Here is a 22,020-nt window from a genome sequence, read left to right as displayed (position 1 = left end):
TGAAGCGGCAACACAGTGGAAGATTGCATGACTGAGACTAAGGCATATCCCAAGATTTATCTTGGCGGAGACCTCGTGTTCCGGAAGAATGCTCAGGCGCTGTTTCATACCTTCAAGGAAATCTGCCTGACCGTACGCTTGCATGGTGTTTCACCATTTGACGGGCAGGATGAAGTAGAAGCGCTCCCAGCCGGTAAAGACACAAGCCTTCTTATTGCCCGCCTTGATCGGGGGCTTATGGATGAGTGCGATGGTGCCTTGTTCTGTATAGATCCTTTCCGTCGTGCGGCGGATATGGACCCAGGGACTGCGGTGGAAATTGGCTACATGGCCGCCCAGAACAAACCAATGGCGGGCTATACAGTCGATGGACGCAGTTATCATGATAAGGTTCAGGCCTATTTTGAACGCGGCTGGAAAGAGTCTTTAAGCGCCGTACATCAGGCTTCCGGCAAAACCCGCTGGCTGGATGCTGACAGCATGATTGTGCACTCGGAGGGGCTTTTGCAAAACGCCATGGTGGAAGGATTTATCCGTCAGAGCGGCGGTGACATTGCTGTGGCGGAGGACATTGTAGAAGCCTTCAGAGTAGCGGCGCAAACTCTCTCCGCTCTTATGCATAAGGGTGCAGGAGAGACGGAATGACCGATCTTTTTGCCACTTTGGAGGCGCATGCCACGGCTGTGCGTTTGAAAGCCTATGCTCCGTATTCCCGCTTTCAGGTGGGTGCCGCACTGGTTACTGAGGATGGGCAGATTTTTGCCGGATGTAACGTTGAAAACGCCGCTTATCCTGAGGGCACTTGCGCAGAAGCTGGCGCTATTGCGGCTATGGTCGCGGCTGGTGGTAGTCGTAAAATTCAGACCATTATGGTTGCAGGTAAAGGCCCGGCGCCCTGCCTGCCTTGCGGGGGCTGCCGCCAAAAAATTCGGGAATTCGCTACACCTGCTACGCGCGTGCAGGTGGTGAATGAGGAGGGGCAGCTTCTTTTTGAAGAGACACTCCACGCTTTGCTGCCAGCCTCCTTCGGCCCAGAAAATCTTGATCAAGACGCATAAAGGTACTGCCAAATGAAACCCGGTTTTTTCTCACGTATTACACGACACTGCCTTCTCGGGTTGGGGCTGGCTGGTGCCTGTGTGCCTGCATTGGCTCACGCTGAGCAGGCTGACCGTCTGGTTATTTTCGATGATGATGGCTTTGCCTTGGCACAATGGATGGTGCTGAAATCTCCGCATGTGAAAGTGTTGGGGTTTGCAACTGTCAGTGGTGATTTCTGGCAGAAAGAGGCAACTGCGTATGCATTGCGCGGGCTGGAAATAGCCAACAAGACAGATGTGCCCGTTGTACCCGGTGCAACTTATCCGCTCATGAATTCAGAAAAACTGACAGAGCGGTGGGAAGCTCTTTACGGTAAACTGATATGGAAAGGAGCATGGATGAAAAAGTGGGTTGAAAAAACCAACCAGCCCCTTCCGCCATATCATCCTGCCGATATCGTGCCAGACCTGCCGTGGGGTAATCCTAAATTAAAGCCCTCAGCGGAAAATGCAGCCTCCTTTATGCTGCGTATGGTGCACCAGTATCCGGGGCAGATTACCATTATTGAAAGCGGTCCCATGACCAATCTGGCTCTCGCCCAGAAAATGGACCCGCAGTTTGCAAGTCTTGCCAAAGAATTGGTTTATATGGGCGGAAGCCTGAACCCCCAACAGAAACTCAACAGCCCGGCGGCGGCCCAGTTTGCGCGGGAATTTGTCAATTCACCCCGCCGCGAATTTAATATCCGGTTCGACCCGGAAGCAGCTTCCATTGTGATGCATGCGCCGTGGAAGCATATTCTCATGGTGCCGGTAGACCCGTCTACAGAGACGGAAATGTCGGCTGAGTTTGTGAAAGACATTACCCAGTCCGATACGCCAATTGCGCGTATTATGCGCAAATCGGCTAATAATTTTCCGTTGTGGGATGAAATTGCTGCCGCCGTCTGGTTGGACCCCAGCCTTATTCGGACCAGCGCAGAGCTCTATGTGGATGTGAATACCGCCTTTAGTGCTCAGTATGGTGACATCCTTTCCTGGATGGAGGGGTATCAGCCAGGCTTGGATGAGCAGAAAGAAAAGGTCGTGCTGACGGTTGATGTGCCACGCATGAAGGCCCTTATTAAAGAGCTGATTGCACAGCCCTGATCTTTCACTTCATTCGTGATGTGTTGGCTAGAAGGTAAAAAGGGCAGCACAAGAAAAACAGGATCATGATACGGCAGTCATATATGCGCAAAGCACTTCTTGTGGGCGGCCTCATGCTTATGTTCCCTTTCTCCGTAAGGGCGGAGGAAGGGCTGACCCGGGCAGAGGTATTCAGGCAGGTTGAGGCGCTCTCAGCTCTTGGTGATAGCTTGTTTCATGACCCTTCATTGTCTGCCTCTGGAAAGCTGTCTTGTGCCAGTTGTCACGATGAAGCCCATGCTTTTGCGCCTGCCAACGGTCTTGCTGTGCAAAAAGGCGGAGCAACATTACAGGCTACTGGGCATAGGGCTACGCCGTCTCTAAAATATTTGCAGGCGGTGCCCCAGTTTACAGAGCATTTTTTTGACTCTGAAGATGAAGCCGACGAAAGCATTGATAATGGTCCAACCGGCGGATTAACCTGGGACGGCCGCGCCAATACATTGGCTGAGCAAGCGGCGATACCGCTACTGGCTCCCTTCGAGATGGGGAATAAAACGCAGGCAGAGGTGGTGGCAAAAGCCATTAAGGCTGGCTACGAACAGAAATTACGGGCGTTTGAGCCCTTTTTAAAAACAACTTCCCTGTTTGTCGTGCTGACAAAAGCGCTTGAAACGTATCAGCAAAGCTGGAAAATTTTTTATCCCTATACCAGTAAGTATGATGCCTATCTGGCAGGTAAGGTTGCCCTGAGCCCGGAGGAGCAACTTGGTCTAAAACTGTTTGAGGACCCCGCTAAAGGCAATTGCGCATCGTGCCATATCAGCCAACCTGGTCATGATGGCACACCCCCTCAGTTTACTGATTACGGCATGATTGCTCTGGCCGTGCCACGTAATATGGAACTTGAGGAGACACGCTCCGTCAGTTCTTATGATCTTGGGTTATGTGGCCCTGACCGTCAGGACCTTCATGATCGACCTGAGTATTGTGGCTTATTCCGCACGCCCACTTTGCGGAATGTTGCTACACGTAAAGTATTTTTCCATAATGGCTTTTACAAAACCCTACATGATGCTGTGGCGTTTTATGTACTACGTGATACCCACCCTGACCGTGTTTACCCTAAGGATACGCACGGCACCGTGATGCGTTACAATGATCTACCAACGCAGTACCAAGATAATATTAATAAAGATCCGCCTTTTGGAGAGCGCGTGGATAATAACCCAGCGCTTTCAGAAAAGGAAATAGATGCAATAGTTGCTTTTTTACAGACCTTGACGGACGGCTATACACAATCTGGCCCATAACTCAGAAGGTGAGGGGTATATCTACCCCTCACGGCTTCTCTCGGTTGGCGCTGGCAGCCGGTAACTGGAGAGCGGATGTCAGGTCACCCAAGGGTTGGCCTGTGCTGGCCATAATACCCTTGTCTCGTGTTTGCACACCTTCCAACGGGCGCAACATGAAACGTTCAGTCAAAAATTTAAGGATGGATGAAGTGTCCTGCACGGTTTTGTCCACATAGTGCCGCCGCGCGTAAGGTGAGATAATAATTGCGGGAATACGTGTGCCGGGTCCCCAACGGTCGCCTTTGGGAGGGGCCACGTGGTCCCACAGGCCACCATTTTCATCATAGGTCACAATAACCAGCATATGCGGCCATTGCGGGCTTTTTTCCAGGTGGTGGATGAGTGTGGCTATGTGCGCATCGCCACTTTCAATATCGGCATAACCAGAATGCTCGTTCAGGTTGCCTTGTGGCTTGTAGAACGACACCTGAGGCAATTTGCCCTCATCAATAATTTTGAGAAACCGTGCCCCGTTTAAGCCACCATCTTGCAAATGTTGCGCGCGTGCCGCCGTGCCGGGCGCATAATTCATGTAATAATTATAAGGTTGATGGTGATACTGAAAATCCGGCACTGGGTCACTATTGCCGTGATCCAGCACATGCTGCCATGCGCTGGAGAACCACGCCCAGCTCACCTCTTTTTCGCTCAAGCGGTCACCAATTGTCGGGCTGGTCTGTGGTGGGAGCGTGGTGGCACGTGCGGGGTCAGCATACCGTGCGTCCTGGCCAACAGCAGGGGTATTTCCGCTGGGCTGGTACGGGGGCTGCATGGTATTCACGGCATAAAAATCTGGTGTCAGATTACCATCCCGCACAAACTTAGGGACACCGTTTAAGGCAGATTTGGGAGAATTGGGGGCAACGGCAAGAGCTGTTCCATCAGCGGTAGTGACGGCAATAGATGGCTTGGCGGGGCTTTTGTCTGCATCAGGGTAATAAGGGGCGCAGGCACAGGCCAGCCATTGGTGGTTGAAGAACGAGCCACCAAAACCACCCATAAAAAAATGATCTGCCAAAGTGTATTGTTCTGCAATTTTCCACATCTGCATGTGGCTGCCATCCCAATAGCCCATTGGCATGGCCCCGGAATCTGCCCACGCAACAAACATATCGTTTTTGCCGCCATTAATTTGCATCTGGTTTTGATAAAAACGATGCCACAGATCATGTGTTAGCGTGTTGAGAGGGACATGGAAGCCCTTCGCATCATCTACCTCAAAAGGGGCGTTGGGCAAATGTTCGCTCATGGCCTGCGTGATTGGGCTGCTTGCGCCACGCCCGGTCAAACCACCCCAGACAGGCGGAAGCATAGGGAGAACGGAGCCGTCTCGGTCTTTCTGCAAAGCGGCTTCTGGAGAAAGTGACGCTGAGGTTTCAGCCCCCGGAAAGCCGCGATACAGGTTATCAAACGAACGGTTTTCAGCAAAAATAACCACAACGGTCTGAATGGCTGAAAGATCTGGTTCCGGCGTATTGGTTGCCGGTGCGGCCTGAGTTTGCGCTCCGCCTAATGCGAGCATGCTGACACTTGTTAGGGCAAAAAGTGAGCGCATGCGCTGTAGGGCACTGCGTGCAGAATTAGGTAAGGAAAGCGCAGACAATGGAAGCCGCATATGTCACTCGAGTGCTATTATGGTTAAACAAAACTTACACTCTCACACCTGCGGCTAAACTTCAATTTTCTATGAAAATTAAACAGTCGATTGGGTATGATACTGCTATAAGACGTGTAATGTTACGCTGTAAGTAACCATAAGCGGCATTGTTACCTAAAACCCTAATATGTGTTGGCGCTACAGGGCCCTTACCAAAGCTGTTTAACCTCACCCAAATCGATATTTCTAGCGTAGCTCTTGCCAAATTCTAAAACCAGTTGAGCATCCGGGTAGGCATTGGCAACATTAACAAGCGCGGCCTCTCCAGTTTCAGCTGCGGCAAGTGCCATATGGTGGGGGCGTTCATCGGCGGCATTTTCGTAAATGGCAATAAGCCAGGAAATCATGATCAAATCCTTATTCTGTAAAGCATCAGTCATGGCCGCAGGTTATGTCTTGACCCATAACCAACGGCCATGATGGCAGTTAAAGGCTTAGCTTTTATACTGAGCGCTCAAGGTTTCAGCGTGTTGATTGCGGCGTAGATAAGGGCCGCCTGCGCGCACGGTGATGACAAGCAGACCGAGGTGATGACGCGCGCGCTTGCCCAAGTGCAAAACAGCAGCACCCGTTGTCCAGCGCATCTCTGAGTGCTCAAGAACACTCCACCCTTGGAGTTCTTCTGCCTGAAAATGTTCCGCCAACAGAATATTCTCTTTGTTCTCTAGAAGAGTAATCTCGCCAACCAGAACGCCCAGTTCGCGCCGATCGTCCACAAAAGGTCCTACTGTGTCACAGGGGCGACTTGTGTGTGATGAAATCAGAACAGTTTCAAGAGAACCGGGAACCATAAACATAACCCTGTTACCAGTATGTCGGATGGGTTTTATTGTTTTTCCGTCACCCGTTGTAAGCTGAATATTTGCGTCATGTATCAGATCAAGAGGCTCTGGTTTTACACCAATTTGCAACTCTTCCGCTCGGTGCTCCAGACTGCGATAGAGAGGCTCTACGATATCCAGGCTGGTAGCAAGAGGCGCAGCGGCGTCTCCTTCCCACGTTTTGAGTCTTCTATTAATGTAAAAAACGTTTTTATCTTGAAGAAAATCTGTGTGGCCACCTGTGTTCAGGTAACTTTCAGATAATGTATTGTTTGCAACCAAGACTGAGTGTTGTGTCGTTTCCAGGTGATAATAGTCATACGACGTAAATGTCTTGTCGTAAAAAATCGAGCGACCATTTACCAACATACGAACCGGTATAAACTTGCCATCAAAAAACAAGCAATGTTCGGCTGTAATAAGCAGGTCGTTTGAAGGAATGCCGTCTGCAAGAGCATTTTTCACAACGCGTACCGGATAACCAGCAAGATCATCCGGTAAAGACGTATCTACATTTATGTGGAAGCGGCCAACCCAACTTAAACGGCGGTGAGTATAGCTGCCATTTTCATAAATAATGACATCATCATTGAAAGCCAAATTTTCCACATTTTTCAGACCGGAAGGCGTGGAAATTTGTGTGCCTGCAAGGTAGCAAGGGTTGGGCTTGGGTGATGCTGGCTTTGTAGCTGGACGTTTAAGGCTGTTAAGCCACCACCACAAAAGTAAGCATGTCATTTGCGCCTCCATTGAAGATTGCACTTAAATGAATAATTTTTAATGTGAAAAAAAGTCAATAAGTGAAATTTAAAATCGTTAAAATGTTTTTGAAATAAAAACAGCAGCCATCATTGGCTGCTGCTGTGTAAAGAAAATACTAATTGAGTTTTAATTTTTAAATTAAATAAGACCGAATCGCATTAAAGATAAGTTTTGAAAAAAATCTTACTTCTGTTCTATGATTATTTATCTTTTGGTTTTTATAGTTCAGATTGCCACTAAAATTTAAGCAAGGATATTTTGCACCTCTTCCCATGTCGGTGCGGCGTCTGCAGCCCCTTTGCGTGTTGTTGCGAGTGCTCCACATGCTGAGGCAAATCTGACGGCCTGGGCTAATGAGTAGTTTAACGTTAACGCAACAGCCAACCCAGCATTAAAACAGTCGCCTGCGGCCACAGTATCAATGGGGTTTACCGGAAAGGGTGGGATAAATCCTTCTCCTTTGGCGTCCTGCCAGTAAGTGCCACGCCCACCCATTTTGATGAGCGCGGCTTTTGCACCTTTGTTGCGCAGACTATGTGCAGCTCTCGCAGCAGCCTCTGGTGTCTCAGGTCGGATGCCGGTTAAGCGTTCTGTTTCTGTCTCGTTGGGGGTTACAATGTCAGTATTCTGCCAAAGTTCCTCAGGCAGATCTCCCTCTGGTGCCGGGGCAGGGTCCAGGATAACCAGCCCTCCGTGAGCATGCGCCACCTGTGCGGCTGCCAATACGGCAGGCAGAGGGCATTCCAGTTGTAGAAGCAGGACGTGGGTAGTTTTAAGGAGGGGGCTGGCTACACGAATATCTGTTTCAGAAACCGCCTGGTTGGCACCCCCCACAACAGTAATGCAGTTTTCCCCCCGTTTATCGACATGAATAAGCGCAATTCCGGTTGCATGTTCCCGGTCTTCCAGCAGGGGAGAGCACTCCACGCCAAAGGTGGTTAGTGTGTCACGCGCTAGAGTGGCAAAGCTATCCGTTCCGGTACGCCCGGCCAGCGCAACCCGTATTGGGTGGTTACGGCATAGCCTAGCCGCTGCGGCTGCCTGATTAGCGCCTTTTCCGCCCAGCCCTACAGTGTAGCTGCCAGCATGCTGGGTCTCGCCCGCTTTGGGCAGGGTTTCCACACCGACTGTCAGGTCTATGTTCACGCTGCCAAATGAAAGAATGAGGGGCGAATTATCGGCCATGAGTACACCATCAAGAGACAAAGCAGGGAGAGGGCGCCAAATGGCATTCTCACAGGTGGGAAACACAGTGCTTATAGAGCGTTGTTTTGTGAGAGTGAACAGGCTCTCCCGTTTTTTTGCTGCCTGAGTATGATAGGCAGAGACCCTGACCGCGGAGAAAAAAAATGTATAAGCTTTACGTCTATGACCATTGCCCATTCTGCATCAAGGCACGCATGATTTTTGGCCTGCATGATCTACCTTTTGACCTGATCATGCTGCCAAATGACGATGAAGCGACGCCTAAAGCCATGATCGGCCGTAAAATGCTGCCCATTCTTGAGTATAACGGGCACTATATGGGTGAAAGCATGGATATTATTGCTCATATAGAGCAAGCGGGCACACCGGTTCTGACAGGGCCAACACGTCCTGAACTGACAGACTGGATACAGCGCACCAGTGGGCCGCTCTACCGGCAGTTTTTGCCAAGAGCAGCCTGTGCGCCTTTTCCAGAGTTTTCCACTACATCTGGCCGGGCTTACTTTGTGCGGAACAAGGAGAAATCCACCGGGCTGTTTTCAGACATATTGAATGAAGGCCCGCAGGCCTTGTCTGGTCTGAATACGTTGTTGTCTGAACTTGCTCCGCTTATTCAAGACACGTCAGCGGTCAATGGCACACTGTCAACTGACGACATCCATTTGTTTGCGCATCTGCATAGCCTCTCCCTTATCCGCGGGTTGGTCTACCCTGATGAGGTAGAGGCCTATCGCAAAGCCATGTCTGCCAAAGCCGGTATTCCGTTGCTGGATGACTTGGCTGTCTAACGCTGCTTAGCCCTCAAATACGGGGCCAGCAGGCAGGAGTTTTCCGGGGTTCAGGATATTATGGGGGTCAAAGGCAGCCTTTACAGCACGCATGACACTCAACGCCCCGGACCCGTGCTCTGTTTCCAGAAACTCAAGCTTGCCCAAGCCTACGCCGTGCTCGCCACTGCAAGAGCCACCTAAAGCCAAGGCACGGGCAACAATCTTCCGGTCCAGATCCAAGGCCTGCTGGTAACCTTCCTGCGTGTCTTCCGTCACAATCAGGGTGTGAAAATTGCCGTCACCGACATGACCAAGAATGGCCGCATAGAGGCCAGACTGTTCAATGTCCTGCCTTACTCCGGTAATCAGATCCGTTAAAAGCGAGATTGGTACAATACAATCTGTAGAAATAACTTGCTTGCCGGTGCTCTTGGCTTTTATTGCCCAGTAAGCGTTATGGCGTGCCTTCCAGAGCCGGTTTCTTTCATCCTGAGTGTCGGCCCAACTGAAACTGCGGCCATTATTGTCGAGTGCAATAGACTCTGTCAGGGCAATTTGTTCGCTGACAGCGGCAGGTGCCCCTGCAAACTCAAAAAACAGCGTTGTCAGTGGTTGAAACTCTGTCAGGCTGGAAAACGCAATACAGGCTTCCATCTGTACATCATCCAGCAGCTCCACCCGTGCAATGGGAATACCCATCTGTATGATTTCTGTAGCCGTCGTCACAGCGTCATCAAGCCTGTCAAATTGGCAGACCGCGGCCGAAATCTGTTCAGGCACACCATGCAGTCTGAGTTGCACTTCAGTTATAATGCCGAGCGTGCCTTCAGACCCAATAAACAGGGATGTTAGATCATACCCGGTGGACGATTTTCTTACGCGCCCGCCCGTCTGAATCACCTCACCATTAGCCATCACAACCGTAAGGCCAAGCACGTTCTCTTTCATGGTGCCATAACGTACAGCCGCAGTGCCAGATGCCCGTGTGGCGCACATACCGCCCAACGTTGCCTCGCCGCCGGGGTCCACAGGGAAAAATAGCCCGGTGTCCCGCAGGAAAGTATTTAAGGCTTGGCGTGTTATGCCGGCTTGTACTCTGCAATCCAGGTCAGGGCTGTTGACCTCAAGAATGTCCACCATCCGGGACAGATCCAGGCTGATGCTGTGCGCCGGAGGCGTTACATGCCCTTCAACGGAGGTGCCCGCGCCAAATGCGACAACAGGTACCCGGTGGGCGTGGCAGAGTTTTAAAACCGCAGACACATCTTGAGTGGACTCAGCAAAAATGACAGCTTCCGGCATGTTGGCGCCATGATAGGCTTCGCCGTGGCTATGCGCATCACAGACGGATGTGTTCGTTGAGACCTTGTCTGCCCCCAAAAGCTCCAGCAACTGAGAAATAATGGAAGAGGTGTTCGTTAAAGCGGACATAGAAGAGGCAACCCAAGACAGCAGAAAAATAGCACTCTATCGAGAACGGGTATGCTCAGTCGAGGGGGAAGAAAAGCATAGGAGATCTTCGGCCCTATAGCGCTGCTGCACGGTTAGGACCGAGGGCCGCAATGCTTTACGGTATTTGTTGACGTTATACCATTTCTCCGTTTGATTTCGCTTAATTTTGCCCATCTTGCATTGGTTGTTAAAAAGCGTAACAACACCTGTAGAAGAGGCGTCAGAAACTCAACGTGCTGTATTTGTAAGACTCAGTCGTTGAAAACTGATAACTTTGAGGAAAATTAACTGCACGTGTGGCAGCAAGAATTTGGCGCGGTGCCTGGTTTCCAGCATGGATTTGGCCGTAAGGCCAGAGGTATGGTGGAAAAAGAGGAAGCCGTGCGCGCATGATAAAAAAAGGAAGATAAACACTCATGCAAGAGCACTTAAAAGTAAACATTCTGGCACAGGCGCCGGGACAGGATCCTGCCACCGTGCTGGATGGCACAGGCATCTCACCGTTTTTTGCCGTGCATGCTAATCTTGCTGCCTCTGAGTTGGCCGCGATAGCGCTTGAACGCCAGGAGGGTGTTCTCTCTGAAGATGGCGCTCTGGCTGTTTATACCGGGGTGCATACGGGGCGTTCAGCGAAAGACAAGTTCATTGTAGATGAACCTGAAGTGCGTGAGGATGTCTGGTGGACTGACACCAACCAGAAAATGGCCACCCAGAACTTTCAGCGGCTGACAGATACCGTGCGAGGGTATCTCTCAGGGCAGGAGTTGTTCACACAGGACCTCTATGCGGGGGCTGACCCAGCGCACCGTATTAAGGTGCGTGTCGTGACGACAAACGCATGGCATGCCCTTTTTGCACGCAATATGTTCATCAGACCGCCAGTAGAAGAACTAGCTGATTTCAAGCCAGATTACGTTGTGTTACATGCTCCTGATCTGGAGCTGGACGCCGCCACGTTTGCCATTCGGTCAGCCACGGCTGTAACGCTTTCATTCGGCCAGAAGCTTATTGTCATTGCCGGAACGCAGTACGCTGGCGAAATCAAGAAGTCTATTTTCACGGTCATGAACTGGCTTCTGCCAGCCAAAGGCGTATTGCCTATGCATTGTTCAGCCAATGTTGACGGCAAAGGGAATAGTGCGCTGTTCTTTGGGTTGTCAGGGACGGGCAAAACTACGCTTTCTTCAGACCGTCACCGTCCTCTTATCGGCGATGATGAGCATGGGTGGTCAGATGAAGGGGTCTTCAATTTTGAAGGCGGGTGCTACGCTAAGGTTATTCGCCTGAATAAAGACGCAGAACCAGACATCTGGAATGCATCCCATCGCTTTGGGGTTGTGTTGGAAAACGTGACCGTAAAGAGCGGCGGCAAGCTGGATCTTGATGACGCTTCCCGCACGGAAAATACCCGATCCTGCTACCCCACACATTTTATCCCAAATGCCGTGGAGAACGGTCGTGGTGGCAAGCCACTGCATGTGCTTATGCTGACGGCAGATGCATTTGGGGTGCTTCCACCCGTTGCCAAGCTAACACCTGAGCAGGCTATGTATCATTTTCTTTCTGGCTATACCGCCCGTATTGCCGGAACGGAAAAAGGACTTGGTAACGCGCCGGAGGCAACATTCTCAGCCTGCTTTGGTGCGCCGTTCCTGCCGCGGCCGCCTGCATTGTATGGTAGTCTCCTGCGCGAGCGTCTGGCACGCGGCAATGTCTCATGCTGGCTGGTTAATACAGGCTGGACAGGGGGTGTTTACGGCCAAGGTCAACGGATGTCCCTCAAGCATACCCGTGCCATTCTTTCAGCAGTGTTGGGCGATAAGTTGAATGACGCTGAATTTGAGCAAGAGCCCTTCTTTGGCCTGTCTGTACCCAAAGCAGTGGACGGCGTTCCGGCAAACCTTCTTAACCCGGTCAATGCGTGGGCAGACAAAAACGCCTATGCGGAACAGGCCGACAAGCTGGTTCAGCTTTTTGCTAAAAACGCTCAGAGTTTTGAAGCAGATGTAAGCGCCGATATTATGAAAGCGGCTGTCGGTAAAAAGCAGTAAAACTTACATTAGGGCAGGGGAACCTGCCCTTTTTCGTAAAATCTTACGGCCTTAGGCACCGGAACAGCGTCTGGGAACGTAAGACAGTGTGCTGTCCAGCAATGCGTTTAGTTTGGGCTTCAGGCAGGGGTCTACGGTGACGGCCACATGGGCTCTGGCACGGTGCTTTAGAGTATTTGCTGTCCGTAAACTGCCATCCAGAATTTGGTTTTCTGTAATCAAGTCAGAGATCGTCATGCTGCGGTCGTGGGCAATATGGACGATGTTAAACGCCAGGCTGTTCACAATGCTTTCAAATTCGGCTTTGCCAAAAGGAGACTTGCAAATAGCGAGTTGCTGTGTGGCATCCACATAGAGCCGGGTGGTCATCTGCTGGTCATGCCTGTGGAAATAGCGTTGGTGCCACGTGCGGGCGCAAGCGTGCTCTCGTTCAGCGGCCATATAATCACTTAAATTTTTACGAACATCTCCGCCAGCCGTCTGTGTTGACCATGCGGCAAGCCATGCACTGGCAAAATCCGGGTAGCTATAGCGGTGCCATTCAAGCGCTGACTGGCCTTTCGTGCGCGTGGCAAAGCGGAAAGATTTTTTGCCATCAACGCCGTAAAACAGGCCGTGGTCAGCAGTGCTGAAAGGGTCGCTGCCCAAAACCATAATATGCCCGGCATCTCCGCCGTGCATATGGCGTTGCATGGTAAAAAGATCAAAAAAACAATCGTCTATATAATTGCGGGCTGTATGGGCTTTTACATACGTTAGAAACAGTGGGTTGCGTACCCCCGTTAGTCCTTGTGGGCAAAAATCAAACCCCCACCAACGGGACATTTTAACCAGATGGAATGCAAGTTCATTGCGGAGTTGGGTAAAAATTTCATCGGTTTCTCCTTCAGAGCAGAGGGTCTGCACTGCACGAAACCGGCTCAGTAAAATATTGATTTGAGTGATAAAACCGTTTGTAGGGTTAAAATAGTCAAGAAATAGAGTGGGTTGTGAATGTGTAAGATGCCAATGGCTGGTTTCTGTCATCGTCATGGATCAACCCATACAAGTCGGGAAAAAGATGTGTCTGCGGGACTAAAAAGCGGGTCTGGGTGAAGCACCAAACCAGGGACTGGGGATAAACGAGCGGGATAACGCTGGCCGATGCTTCGCTTTTCTTAATAATGAGAACAATTATCAATTGCAACAAAAAAAATGAAAGCGAGCTGTTTTGGGTTTGCTTTACAACCAAAGGTTGTTTAATATTATAGACATCTATATTTGAAAAGGAATAGACAAAACTCTTCAAAAAAAGGTGCTTAGAGCCGCGAATACTAGAACGTGATCTGCATCAATTTCAAAACCAGTTAAACATTCTATATAACGGCTATGCGGTAAGTTGGGTAAAAGGTACGGGTAACATGACTCTGGGAAGACGGCAGTTTTTGAAGGCCGGTGGGACCTGCGTTGCAGGGGCCAGCGCGTTAGCTTTGGGTTTTACGCCCCCCAAGGCGTATGCGGGGGACTCTCGGCAATACAAGCTGCTCCGTGCCAAGGAAACTCGGAATAACTGTACATACTGCTCGGTTGGCTGCGGTATTTTAATGTACAGTCTTGGTGATGGTGCCAAGAATGCAAAACCGAGCATTTTCCATATTGAAGGTGACCCGGACCATCCCGTAAGCCGTGGCTCGCTCTGCCCGAAAGGGGCCGGGCTAGTTGACTTCATACATAGTGAAGGGCGTCTGCTTTATCCTGAGCATCGTGCGCCCGGCTCCAAGGAATGGAAGCGCATTACGTGGGAAGAAGCCACAGACCGTATTGCCCGACTTCTTAAAGAAGATCGTGACAAAAATTTCATTGAGAAAAACGAGAAGGGTCAGACCGTCAACCGTTGGTTGAGTTCTGGTATGCTGGCATCTTCTGCTGCCAGTAACGAGACGGGCTTGCTTGACTTCAAGTTTGCTCGCGCGCTGGGTATGTTAGGGCTGGATTGTCAGGCACGCGTCTGTCACGCTCCTACTGTTTCTGCATTGGCTCCGTCCTTTGGGCGTGGAGCAATGACCAACAACTGGGTAGACATCAAAAACGCCAACGTTGTGCTGGTTATGGGTGGCAACCCGGCTGAAGCACATCCAGTTGGGTTCAAATGGGTTATGGAAGCCAAAATCCGTAACGGTGCCAAGGTTATGGTGGTTGACCCCCGCTTTAACCGTACGGCTGCTGTGGCAGATTTTTATACCCCCATTCGTGCTGGTGCTGACGCAGCCTTCATGCTGGGTGTGGTGAACTATCTACTCACTCATGACAAAATCCAGCACGAATATGTCAAAGCCTACACCAACGCAGCACTGATTGTGCGGGAAGACTATCAGTTTGAAGATGGCCTTTTCAGCGGTTACGATGCTGATAAGCGCATTTACGATAAAACAAGCTGGACGTACGAGCGCGATGAGCAGGGGTTTGCCAAGTCAGACCCCACGTTGCAGCATCCCCGTTGCGTTCTCAACCTGCTACGCAAGCATGTTGAGCGGTATACGCCGGAAATGGTAACCCAGCTTACCGGCACACCAGCTAAAGACTTCGAGCATGTGTGCGCGGAACTGGCGCGTACCAGCGCCCCTGACCAGACTGCTACCTTCCTGTTTGCTCTTGGGTGGACGCATCATACCAGTGGGGCGCAGATTATCCGTGCTGGCGCAATGGTGCAGATGTTGCTGGGCAACATTGGTATGCCAGGTGGCGGCATGAATGCCCTGCGTGGTCATTCCAATATTCAGGGATATACGGACCTTGGTCTGCTATCCCTGCGTTTGCCCGGTTATATGAATCTGCCGTCAGACAAGCAGCAGGATATTGGAACCTACCTGAAGGAAACCACACCTGCGACGGAAGTTGCTAATCAGGTCAACTACTGGCACCATACGCCTAAGTTCTTTGTCAGCCTGATGAAAACCCTTTGGGGTGAACATGCTACGGCCGCTAACAACTGGGGTTATGACTGGCTGCCCAAGTGGGACCGTAGCTACGATATGCTGGCTTACTTTGATATGATGTATCAAGGTAAGGTGAATGGCTACATTGCGCAGGGCTTTAACCCTCTTGCGGCCATGCCGGATAAAAATAAAACGGCTCAGGCTTTGGCTAAGCTCAAGTTTCTGGTGGTTATTGACCCGTTGGCAACTGAAACAGGGTCTTTCTGGCAGGACGAAGGTAAATATAACGACGTCAAGACCGAAGACATTCAGACAGAAGTATTCCGTCTGCCTTCCTCTTGTTTTGCGGAAGAAAACGGGTCCATCGTTAACTCTGGTCGTTGGTTGCAGTGGCATTTTGCAGGTGCAGCGCCTCCGGGTGAAGCATGGCAGGACTCTCGCATTTTGGGCACCATTTTCACCAAAATTCGGGATCTCTACCGTAAAGAGGGCGGGGCCTGTCCGGAGCAGGTGCTGAACATGCAGTGGAACTACCGTGATGCGGAAGAGCCGCTGCCTGAAGAAGTTGCGCGGGAATGTAACGGGTTCGCTCTGGCTGACCTGAAGGACGATCAGGGGCGTGTGGTCGTTAAAAAAGGTCAGTTGCTGCCGGACTTCTCGGTCATGCGAGACGACGGCACCACGTCCAGCTTTGCATGGATTTTTGCCGGATCGTGGACCGAGGCTGGCAACCAGATGGCACGGCGCGACAATACGGATACCGGCTTGGGCTGTACGCCCGGTTGGGCATGGGCTTGGCCCGCCAACCGCCGTATTCTCTACAATCGTGCGTCTCTGGATCCGTCTGGCCGTCCGTGGGACCCAAAACGCCAAATATTGGAATGGGATGGCCGGCGCTGGAGTGGCGCCGATGTACCAGATTACCCGGTGACAGCGGCTCCAGGCAGCGGCATCAGCCCCTTTATCATGCAGCCTGATGGCGTTGGGCGTCTGTTCGGGTGTGGTGGTATGACTGATGGGCCGTTCCCAGAACATTACGAGCCAACGGAATCACCGCTGCAAAGCAATCCTTTGCATCCAGCAGTGACCTACAACCCGGTGGCACGTGTGCTGACGGATGACAGGGCGCGTATGGGGCATGTAAAAAACTTCCCGTATGTTGCCACCACCTATTCCATTACGGAACTTTTCCGCCACTGGACCAAGCATTCCCGCCTGAATGCTATTATCCAGCCGGAACAGTTTGTGGAAATTGGTGAAAAACTGGCAGGCAAGCTGAATATTGCGGCCGGTGACCGCGTGAAGGTGTCTTCTGCGCGTGGGCATATCGAAGCGAAAGCTGTTGTGACCAAGCGTATCAAAACCCTGAACGTCATGGGGCATGACCTCGACCAGATCGGCATCCCTTGTCATTGGGGTTTCAGAGGGGCCACCAAAAAAGGGTTCCTTGCCAATACGCTAAGTCCGGCAGTGGGGGATGCCAATTCCCAGACGCCAGAGTTCAAGGCGTTTCTTGTTAATGTTGAAAAAGTCTGAGGTGCAGGATGACCATGCAATCACAGGATATCATCAGGCGCTCCGCAACCAACGGTATTACGCCGTCACCTCAGGCTCGTAGCCATACGGAAGAAGTCGCCAAGCTGATTGACGTCACCCTTTGCACAGGGTGCAAAGGGTGTCAGGTCGCGTGTTCAGAATGGAACGACCTCAGAGATGAGGTTGGTGAAAACGTCGGCGTATATGACAACCCGGCGGATCTCACCCCTGAAACATGGACCGTTATTCGCTTTGACGAAGTGGAAGATGAAAGCGGCAAGCTGGAATGGCTTCTGCGCAAGGAAGGCTGCATGCATTGTGCAGACCCTGGGTGCCTGAAGGCTTGCCCAAGCCCTGGCGCTATTGTGCAGTTTGCCAATGGTATTGTCGATTTTCAGTCTGACCAATGCATTGGGTGTGGCTATTGCGTTGCGGGGTGCCCGTTTGATGTGCCTCGTATCAGCAAAAAAGATAATCGTGCCTATAAATGCACGCTCTGTGCCGACCGTGTTGCGGTTGGGCAGGAGCCAGCCTGCGTGAAAACCTGCCCAACGGGGGCTATCTCTTTCGGTTCCAAAGCGGACATGAAACAGCTTGCCGCTAACCGTGTGGAAGAGCTCAAGGGGCGGGGCCACGAGGGGGCAGGGCTTTACGACCCCGCTGGCGTTGGTGGCACCCATGTCATGTATGTGCTGACACATGCGGATAAACCGCAGATGTATCATCGCCTGCCAGCAGACCCTTATATCAGCCCGATTGTTCGCGGCTGGAAAGAATGGCTGAAGCCTGTAGGTGCGCTTGGGTTTGTTGCAACGCTGGCCGGGGCATTTGCCCACTACGTTGGTGTCGGCCCGAATACAACGGAAGAAATTGAGCACGAAGAACCCGTGCTTCCGCCATCTGATGAAACCACCTCAGAAGAGAGGGTATGAGCATGGATACCAAAAAAGCTTTTCTGCGGACCAAGTTTTTTGACCGTATGTGTCATTGGACCATGGTGGCGTGCTTCTTCCTTGTGGCCATGTCTGGCTTGTCCTGGTTCTTTCCCAGCCTGAACTGGCTGGGCAGTGTGCTCGGCACTCCGCAAACGGCGCGCGTACTACACCCATTTTTGGGCACGGTCGTGTTTGGGCTCCTGGTCATCATGTTTTTCCGTTTCGTGCACCACAACTTGCCTGTACGCACGGATATCATCTGGTTTCGGAATGTTATTGGCGTGCTCATGAACCGGCACGGGGATAACCTGCGTATTGGTAAATACAACGCAGGCCAGAAAATTCTGTTCTGGGGCATCATGTCCTTAATCTCAGTTCTGTTCATGACAGGTATTGTGGCGTGGCGTGCTTATTTTGCTGCCTATTTCCCCATCCCGGTCATTCGCGTGGCGTTGCTGGCCCACTCCCTGGCTGGTCTTGCGCTTATTCTTTTGGTCATAGGGCACATTTATATGGGCCTATGGGTTAAGGGGTCTATCACGGGCATGCTAACGGGGTACGTGTCCCGCGCTTGGGCCAAGCAACACCATGACCGCTGGTATGAAGAAAAAATCGCATCATCTTCTGAAACCCCGTCCAAGCCACATTCATGAAGCTGCCTTTCTCTGACATAACACCTCTGGACAAGAGTGTTCCGGGTGTTCAGGCAATCGAGGCTCTTATCTTGCCTCGGTTGTCCATACTGTATGCCAAGCGGGCCGAGCGGTTACGCGGGTTGAATGCTCAGGCTCATGGGGAAGTTGGTTACCTTGAGTTTCTTGCTCATCTGGTCGATGCGCAAGCAGCGTTGCTGGCTAATAACCCGCTTACGGCCCAGCAGGCCATTCCTGTCAGCGCCCTGTTGGGTGATGGTGCTACCAAGCCGGAACGGCCTAGCATGGCCGTTTTGCAGACCATAGCTTACTGGCAGGAAGCCTTTAAGTTCTTCGTGCAGACCCTCAGCCCTCTGCTGCCTGAGAATAGTTCGGAAAAACTGCGGGACTTAGCGCAGGCAGAACCCTCAGTTTTGGCTGAACAGGCCAGCCAGCTTCTGGCACGCAATTATAGTGCTGTTGATGCTGGTGTCTCAGTTGTGCTGTGGGCGGCCCTCTCATCTTGCTGGGCTCAGGCTGTTGCACTGGCTATTGGTCAGGACCTGAAAGCAGGAAGCGCCGAAAGTCATGGCGCAAATTGCCCTTGTTGCGGTGCGCCTGCCGCAGGCGGACTGGTTTTGACGGGTGATAGAGAGGGCCTGCGTTATCTGCAATGTAGCCTGTGTGAAACACGGTGGCATAAAGTGCGCGCTACCTGCACCACCTGCCATGGCACACAAAACATTGACTACTGGACCTTTGAAAAAACTGACTCCCCAATTCAGATAGAAACCTGTGGAGACTGTCACAGCTATCTCAAGATTTTCCGTCAGGACCGTGATCCTCATTTAGACGTCTTGGCAGATGATCTTATGTCTCAGGGGCTCGATGAACTTCTTGAAGAGCAGGGTTTCGTAAGAAGCGGCATTAATCCATTCTCCTTTCCGGCGTAATTTTCTAATAAGTTTGTCGTGCCTTCGCACGGTGAACTGAAAGGAGGGGCCTACATATAGCCTCTCCCGTTTCACCATAGTCATCGGGTTGTCATGCGGAATAGTTTTTCAAAAATGCTCGCTTTCCCCGCAGCGGTTCAGATGATCATGGAGCAAGCAAAGCTCTTTCCACTCAAAATTGAGAAAAAAGCGCTGGCGCAGGCTTGCCACCGTACTGTGGCACAAGACATTTACGCCACGTGTGACCGTCCAGAAGCTGATATTTCTGCAATGGATGGTTATGCATTCTGCCATGCAGACATGCAGACGGCGGCACATGGTTTGCCTGTTGTGAGCAAAACAGTGGCGGGAGCATATCCCTTGCCACTTCAACAGGGTACAGCCCAAGCCATTCTGACAGGTGCGCGCATTCCCCAAGGTGCCAATTGCGTTATGGCCGGAGAGCGGATGCACTATAACCCGGAAACAGGCTACGTCATGCCCGCACAGGCGTTGGCAAAAAAAGGGGGCAATATTCGCCGGGTAGGGGAGGAGTTTACGCGCGGAACTCTCTTGGTCCGTAAAGGTCAGATACTGGAGTGGTCCCACATCGCAGTTCTGGCATCTCAGAATATAGACTCTGTAAAAGTTGTCTGCCCTGTGCGTGTAGCCCTTGTCGCTAATGGCGGAGAACTCTCCATGCAGGCGCAAGATAAGCGCGCTGATTCCAATACGCCCATGCTTGCCGCTATGCTGAAAACTTTCGGCGTAACACCAAAAACATACCTCGCGGCCTCAGACGACCAAGCGCATTTGATGAGTGTTCTGGAGGAGGCATGGCAAGATACTGATTGTATTGTGACAACGGGTGGCATTTCCGTTGGGGATACAGACAATGTGTTGGATGCGTTCAAGGCTTTAGGCGCAGAGCCCCTTTTCCGTGGGGTGAAGATAAGGCCGGGTAAACCAATTTCTGTCCTGAAGCACGGGAACAAACTGGCTTTCTGCTTGCCCGGTAATCCGGGCGCTTCCGCCTTATGTGCAAAAATTTTCCTCATGCCTTATCTGCATGCAGTCATGGGGGCTGATCAGCCGGATCTGATTTCGGGCATCGCTGATTTCTCATTTGAACCTCTTGCGGACACAACGCATTTTATCCCTGTCTCAGGACACAAAACGAGTGAAGGCTGGTGCTTCACCCTTTTGCCGACTGTTGGGGCCTCGGATATCAGGGTTCTCACGCAGGCCGTAGCCTTTCTGGAGGTATCGCCCCAGCACCCTATCCGCAAAGGGCAAATCTGCTGGGCTACTCCGCTTTAAGAGCGGGCAGGGGGCTTGCTGAACTGCGGATATATTCGGCTATAGCGCGGGTGTCGTTCAGATCGAAGTGTTTTAAGGTTGGCGGAGCAGAGGAAAAATCGGGCGATGCAATGGCCGTAATGGTCTTCTGGATCAAAAAAAGAGGGTTTTTCCCTATCTCAGGTCTATAAACCTCGAGGGTAGTTGGGACGGATGCATGAAATCCCTCAACCAAAATAACATCAGCGGGTGCCATACGGAGTAATAAGTCAGGCAGGGTCGGCGGGCTGGTCACCTGACTATGCTGCAAAACCCACCTATCCGGTGTTGCGAGCATAACTTCCTGTGCTCCAGCCTGACGATGGATGAAGGAATCTTTCCCCGGTTTATCAATATCAATGTGATGATGAGTATGCTTGATAGTTGAGACACTTAGCCCCATGTCTTTCAGCACAGGCAGAAGCCGGGCTACCAAATGGGTCTTGCCTGAGCCACTTCGCCCAACCAGCCCGAAAACAGGCTGTTGCAATAACTCTTGTATAAGCATGTGAATGGTCTCTCCTTCGTCGCGTAATCACAAGAAAGCAAAGTATGTGAAATCAGGCACGGGTGGGGGATGTTGGTTTTTTGAAAGAGTGCGAGGGAAAGAATGGCTGAGCGCAGCATCGAAGAAATACTGCTTATAGAAGATGACTACGAGCGGAGAATTGAGCTTCTAATCCTCAGATTACCGCAGAAAATGCGTCCGCCCGTACATTGGCTCAGAAAGCCGGACGCAAAATGGCTCAGGCTTCCTGCTGGCGTTTTGTTAATGTGCGGCGGTCTCTTGGCCATTCTTCCTGTCTTTGGACTATGGATGCTTCCTCTGGGGTTTATCCTCTTGTCCCAAGACGTGCCTTACCTACGCAAACAAACCAACCGTATGTTAGAGTGGGTGGAGCGCCGTAAACCGCACTGGCTAGGGCTTGGTTAATCTGCTGCCTTGGATAAAGAAGGCCGTAGTTGCCGAGCCAGCGGCAAAACTGAATCCCGGGTGAGGGGGGCCAGAATGACCGGTGAAGGGGAGTGAGGGTCAAGCCATATCACTTCTTCTATCTCGGCTTGCGGTGTAACGTGCTGAGATAAGCGGACAAGGTAACACTGTGCTTCCAGGAAAAAGCCGGGCTCATGCGCTGCCGGTGCCATGAAGCTTTCCAGAAATTGTGGCTCACTTGCGTCTAGGCTGAGCCCCAACTCCTCGTTCAGTTCACGGCAGAGTGCGGCTATTGGCGTTTCGCCTGCCGAAATTTTGCCGCCAGCCTGCATAAATGCTGTGGTTCCCCTTTTTCTCACAAGAAGAACATGCCCTTCGTCATTCATGATGAGGGCGGTAGCAATATAAAGCATATTCTCTTGTTTGCTGACGGTCATAGTGGCCTTTCTCCTCCTGCGCTTGCTCGGGAGTAAAAGAGAATGACCGCTTTGGACAGGGGGGAGCGGCGAGAGCCATAGCCTCTTTGGGTGTTTATTTTTTCTCGAGAGTGAAAGAA

At 51.5% G+C, this 22,020-nt stretch carries 20 protein-coding genes; 12 read left to right on the top strand and 8 right to left on the bottom strand.

Translation table 11 applies throughout. The features are described 5' to 3' along the window. Positions 1–27 precede the first annotated feature (27 nt). The 4 genes from Abci_RS13520 to Abci_RS13505 all read left to right on the top strand — a co-directional run bounded on the left by Abci_RS13520 (position 28) and on the right by Abci_RS13505 (position 3,481). Entirely contained in the window at positions 28–645 is a 618-nt protein-coding gene (locus Abci_RS13520) for a nucleoside 2-deoxyribosyltransferase (protein ID WP_048839699.1), read from the top strand. Further along, the gene (cdd, locus tag Abci_RS13515; RefSeq protein ID WP_048839698.1) at positions 642–1,058 is read left to right on the top strand and encodes a cytidine deaminase; all 417 of its coding nucleotides are present in this window, start codon (positions 642–644) and stop codon (positions 1,056–1,058) included. Before Abci_RS13520 ends, cdd begins: the two co-directional genes overlap by 4 nt. A 12-nt stretch (positions 1,059–1,070) precedes the next feature. Then, on the top strand, positions 1,071–2,189 hold the full coding sequence (locus Abci_RS13510; protein ID WP_052944842.1) for a nucleoside hydrolase: 1,119 nt from the start codon (positions 1,071–1,073) through the stop codon (positions 2,187–2,189). An 83-nt stretch (positions 2,190–2,272) separates the two neighbouring features. Further along, complete coding sequence (locus Abci_RS13505; RefSeq protein ID WP_244877700.1) at positions 2,273–3,481, top strand: cytochrome-c peroxidase; 1,209 nt, start codon at positions 2,273–2,275, stop codon at positions 3,479–3,481. Positions 3,482–3,509: 28 nt separating this feature from the next. Here the strand turns inward: Abci_RS13505 and acpA are convergent, their stop codons facing one another. From acpA to rbsK, 4 genes are all read right to left on the bottom strand, one after another. Then, on the bottom strand, positions 3,510–5,045 hold the full coding sequence (gene acpA / locus Abci_RS13500; protein WP_244877699.1) for an acid phosphatase: 1,536 nt from the start codon (positions 5,043–5,045) through the stop codon (positions 3,510–3,512). A 284-nt stretch (positions 5,046–5,329) separates the two neighbouring features. Further along, a complete protein-coding gene (locus tag Abci_RS13495; protein WP_146806991.1) occupies positions 5,330–5,527 on the bottom strand; it encodes a hypothetical protein in 198 nt (65 codons plus the stop codon). A gap of 87 nt (positions 5,528–5,614) precedes the next feature. Further along, entirely contained in the window at positions 5,615–6,739 is a 1,125-nt protein-coding gene (locus tag Abci_RS13490; protein ID WP_158319800.1) for a Hint domain-containing protein, read from the bottom strand. Positions 6,740–7,006: 267 nt separating this feature from the next. Beyond that, a complete protein-coding gene (gene rbsK, locus Abci_RS13485; RefSeq protein WP_048839718.1) occupies positions 7,007–7,948 on the bottom strand; it encodes a ribokinase in 942 nt (313 codons plus the stop codon). Between the two features lie 164 nt (positions 7,949–8,112). On the opposite strand from rbsK, the gene grxB reads away from it, so the two are divergent. Then, positions 8,113–8,757 carry a glutaredoxin 2 gene (gene grxB, locus Abci_RS13480; RefSeq protein WP_048839695.1) on the top strand — a complete coding sequence of 215 codons (645 nt, stop codon included), beginning with the start codon at positions 8,113–8,115 and terminating at the stop codon, positions 8,755–8,757. 6 nt (positions 8,758–8,763) lie between these two features. Here grxB and Abci_RS13475 read toward each other — a convergent pair whose 3' ends face one another. Beyond that, a complete protein-coding gene (locus tag Abci_RS13475; protein ID WP_048839694.1) occupies positions 8,764–10,170 on the bottom strand; it encodes an FAD-binding oxidoreductase in 1,407 nt (468 codons plus the stop codon). Between the two features lie 437 nt (positions 10,171–10,607). On the opposite strand from Abci_RS13475, the gene pckA reads away from it, so the two are divergent. Beyond that, on the top strand, positions 10,608–12,242 hold the full coding sequence (pckA, locus tag Abci_RS13470) for a phosphoenolpyruvate carboxykinase (ATP) (protein ID WP_084597689.1): 1,635 nt from the start codon (positions 10,608–10,610) through the stop codon (positions 12,240–12,242). 51 nt (positions 12,243–12,293) lie between these two features. On the opposite strand, the gene Abci_RS13465 is transcribed toward pckA, so the two are convergent. Continuing rightward, entirely contained in the window at positions 12,294–13,274 is a 981-nt protein-coding gene (locus Abci_RS13465) for a hypothetical protein (RefSeq protein WP_306302107.1), read from the bottom strand. 368 nt (positions 13,275–13,642) lie between these two features. Between Abci_RS13465 and fdnG the strand changes: the two genes are divergently transcribed. The 5 genes from fdnG to Abci_RS13440 all read left to right on the top strand — a co-directional run bounded on the left by fdnG (position 13,643) and on the right by Abci_RS13440 (position 20,512). Further along, positions 13,643–16,693 carry a formate dehydrogenase-N subunit alpha gene (gene fdnG / locus Abci_RS13460; protein ID WP_084597688.1) on the top strand — a complete coding sequence of 1,017 codons (3,051 nt, stop codon included), beginning with the start codon at positions 13,643–13,645 and terminating at the stop codon, positions 16,691–16,693. Positions 16,694–16,701: 8 nt separating this feature from the next. Further along, entirely contained in the window at positions 16,702–17,625 is a 924-nt protein-coding gene (gene fdxH, locus Abci_RS13455; protein WP_048839693.1) for a formate dehydrogenase subunit beta, read from the top strand. Between the two features lie 2 nt (positions 17,626–17,627). Continuing rightward, the gene (locus tag Abci_RS13450; RefSeq protein WP_048839714.1) at positions 17,628–18,281 is read left to right on the top strand and encodes a formate dehydrogenase subunit gamma; all 654 of its coding nucleotides are present in this window, start codon (positions 17,628–17,630) and stop codon (positions 18,279–18,281) included. Further along, positions 18,278–19,213, top strand: coding sequence for a formate dehydrogenase accessory protein FdhE (fdhE, locus tag Abci_RS13445; RefSeq protein ID WP_048839692.1), 936 nt, complete (start codon positions 18,278–18,280; stop codon positions 19,211–19,213). The genes Abci_RS13450 and fdhE overlap by 4 nt, the downstream gene beginning before the upstream one ends. A 114-nt stretch (positions 19,214–19,327) precedes the next feature. Continuing rightward, positions 19,328–20,512, top strand: a complete 1,185-nt coding sequence (locus tag Abci_RS13440; RefSeq protein WP_244877698.1) for a molybdopterin molybdotransferase MoeA — start codon at positions 19,328–19,330, stop codon at positions 20,510–20,512. Here Abci_RS13440 and mobB read toward each other — a convergent pair. Beyond that, positions 20,499–21,038, bottom strand: a complete 540-nt coding sequence (gene mobB, locus Abci_RS13435; RefSeq protein WP_048839690.1) for a molybdopterin-guanine dinucleotide biosynthesis protein B — start codon at positions 21,036–21,038, stop codon at positions 20,499–20,501. The two genes, Abci_RS13440 and mobB, sit on opposite strands and share 14 nt — an antisense overlap. 102 nt (positions 21,039–21,140) lie before the next feature. On the opposite strand from mobB, the gene Abci_RS13430 reads away from it, so the two are divergent. After that, on the top strand, positions 21,141–21,464 hold the full coding sequence (locus Abci_RS13430; RefSeq protein WP_048839689.1) for a hypothetical protein: 324 nt from the start codon (positions 21,141–21,143) through the stop codon (positions 21,462–21,464). On the opposite strand, the gene Abci_RS13425 is transcribed toward Abci_RS13430, so the two are convergent. After that, the gene (locus tag Abci_RS13425; RefSeq protein WP_048839688.1) at positions 21,461–21,901 is read right to left on the bottom strand and encodes an NUDIX hydrolase; all 441 of its coding nucleotides are present in this window, start codon (positions 21,899–21,901) and stop codon (positions 21,461–21,463) included. The two genes, Abci_RS13430 and Abci_RS13425, sit on opposite strands and share 4 nt — an antisense overlap. Positions 21,902–22,020 lie beyond the last annotated feature (119 nt).

Origin of the sequence: Acetobacter cibinongensis, from assembly GCF_000963925.1 — a bacterium.
Taxonomy (GTDB): domain Bacteria; phylum Pseudomonadota; class Alphaproteobacteria; order Acetobacterales; family Acetobacteraceae; genus Acetobacter; species Acetobacter cibinongensis.
Note: the sequence above shows the minus strand (reverse complement) of the source record. Positions and strands in the feature narration are given on the sequence as shown.

Excerpts from the sequence above, each read along its gene's own strand:
- Abci_RS13520 (WP_048839699.1), top strand. The coding sequence starts at position 28 with ATGACTGAGACTAAGGCATATCCCAAGATTTATCTTGGCGGAGACCTC.
- cdd (WP_048839698.1), top strand. The coding sequence starts at position 642 with ATGACCGATCTTTTTGCCACTTTGGAGGCGCATGCCACGGCTGTGCGT.
- Abci_RS13510 (WP_052944842.1), top strand. The coding sequence starts at position 1,071 with ATGAAACCCGGTTTTTTCTCACGTATTACACGACACTGCCTTCTCGGG.
- Abci_RS13505 (WP_244877700.1), top strand. The coding sequence starts at position 2,273 with ATGCGCAAAGCACTTCTTGTGGGCGGCCTCATGCTTATGTTCCCTTTC.
- acpA (WP_244877699.1), bottom strand. The coding sequence starts at position 5,045 with ATGCTCGCATTAGGCGGAGCGCAAACTCAGGCCGCACCGGCAACCAAT.
- Abci_RS13495 (WP_146806991.1), bottom strand. The coding sequence starts at position 5,527 with ATGATTTCCTGGCTTATTGCCATTTACGAAAATGCCGCCGATGAACGC.
- Abci_RS13490 (WP_158319800.1), bottom strand. The coding sequence starts at position 6,739 with ATGACATGCTTACTTTTGTGGTGGTGGCTTAACAGCCTTAAACGTCCA.
- rbsK (WP_048839718.1), bottom strand. The coding sequence starts at position 7,948 with ATGGCCGATAATTCGCCCCTCATTCTTTCATTTGGCAGCGTGAACATA.
- grxB (WP_048839695.1), top strand. The coding sequence starts at position 8,113 with ATGTATAAGCTTTACGTCTATGACCATTGCCCATTCTGCATCAAGGCA.
- Abci_RS13475 (WP_048839694.1), bottom strand. The coding sequence starts at position 10,170 with ATGTCCGCTTTAACGAACACCTCTTCCATTATTTCTCAGTTGCTGGAG.
- pckA (WP_084597689.1), top strand. The coding sequence starts at position 10,608 with ATGCAAGAGCACTTAAAAGTAAACATTCTGGCACAGGCGCCGGGACAG.
- Abci_RS13465 (WP_306302107.1), bottom strand. The coding sequence starts at position 13,274 with ATGACGATGACAGAAACCAGCCATTGGCATCTTACACATTCACAACCC.
- fdnG (WP_084597688.1), top strand. The coding sequence starts at position 13,643 with ATGACTCTGGGAAGACGGCAGTTTTTGAAGGCCGGTGGGACCTGCGTT.
- fdxH (WP_048839693.1), top strand. The coding sequence starts at position 16,702 with ATGACCATGCAATCACAGGATATCATCAGGCGCTCCGCAACCAACGGT.
- Abci_RS13450 (WP_048839714.1), top strand. The coding sequence starts at position 17,628 with ATGGATACCAAAAAAGCTTTTCTGCGGACCAAGTTTTTTGACCGTATG.
- fdhE (WP_048839692.1), top strand. The coding sequence starts at position 18,278 with ATGAAGCTGCCTTTCTCTGACATAACACCTCTGGACAAGAGTGTTCCG.
- Abci_RS13440 (WP_244877698.1), top strand. The coding sequence starts at position 19,328 with ATGCTCGCTTTCCCCGCAGCGGTTCAGATGATCATGGAGCAAGCAAAG.
- mobB (WP_048839690.1), bottom strand. The coding sequence starts at position 21,038 with ATGCTTATACAAGAGTTATTGCAACAGCCTGTTTTCGGGCTGGTTGGG.
- Abci_RS13430 (WP_048839689.1), top strand. The coding sequence starts at position 21,141 with ATGGCTGAGCGCAGCATCGAAGAAATACTGCTTATAGAAGATGACTAC.
- Abci_RS13425 (WP_048839688.1), bottom strand. The coding sequence starts at position 21,901 with ATGACCGTCAGCAAACAAGAGAATATGCTTTATATTGCTACCGCCCTC.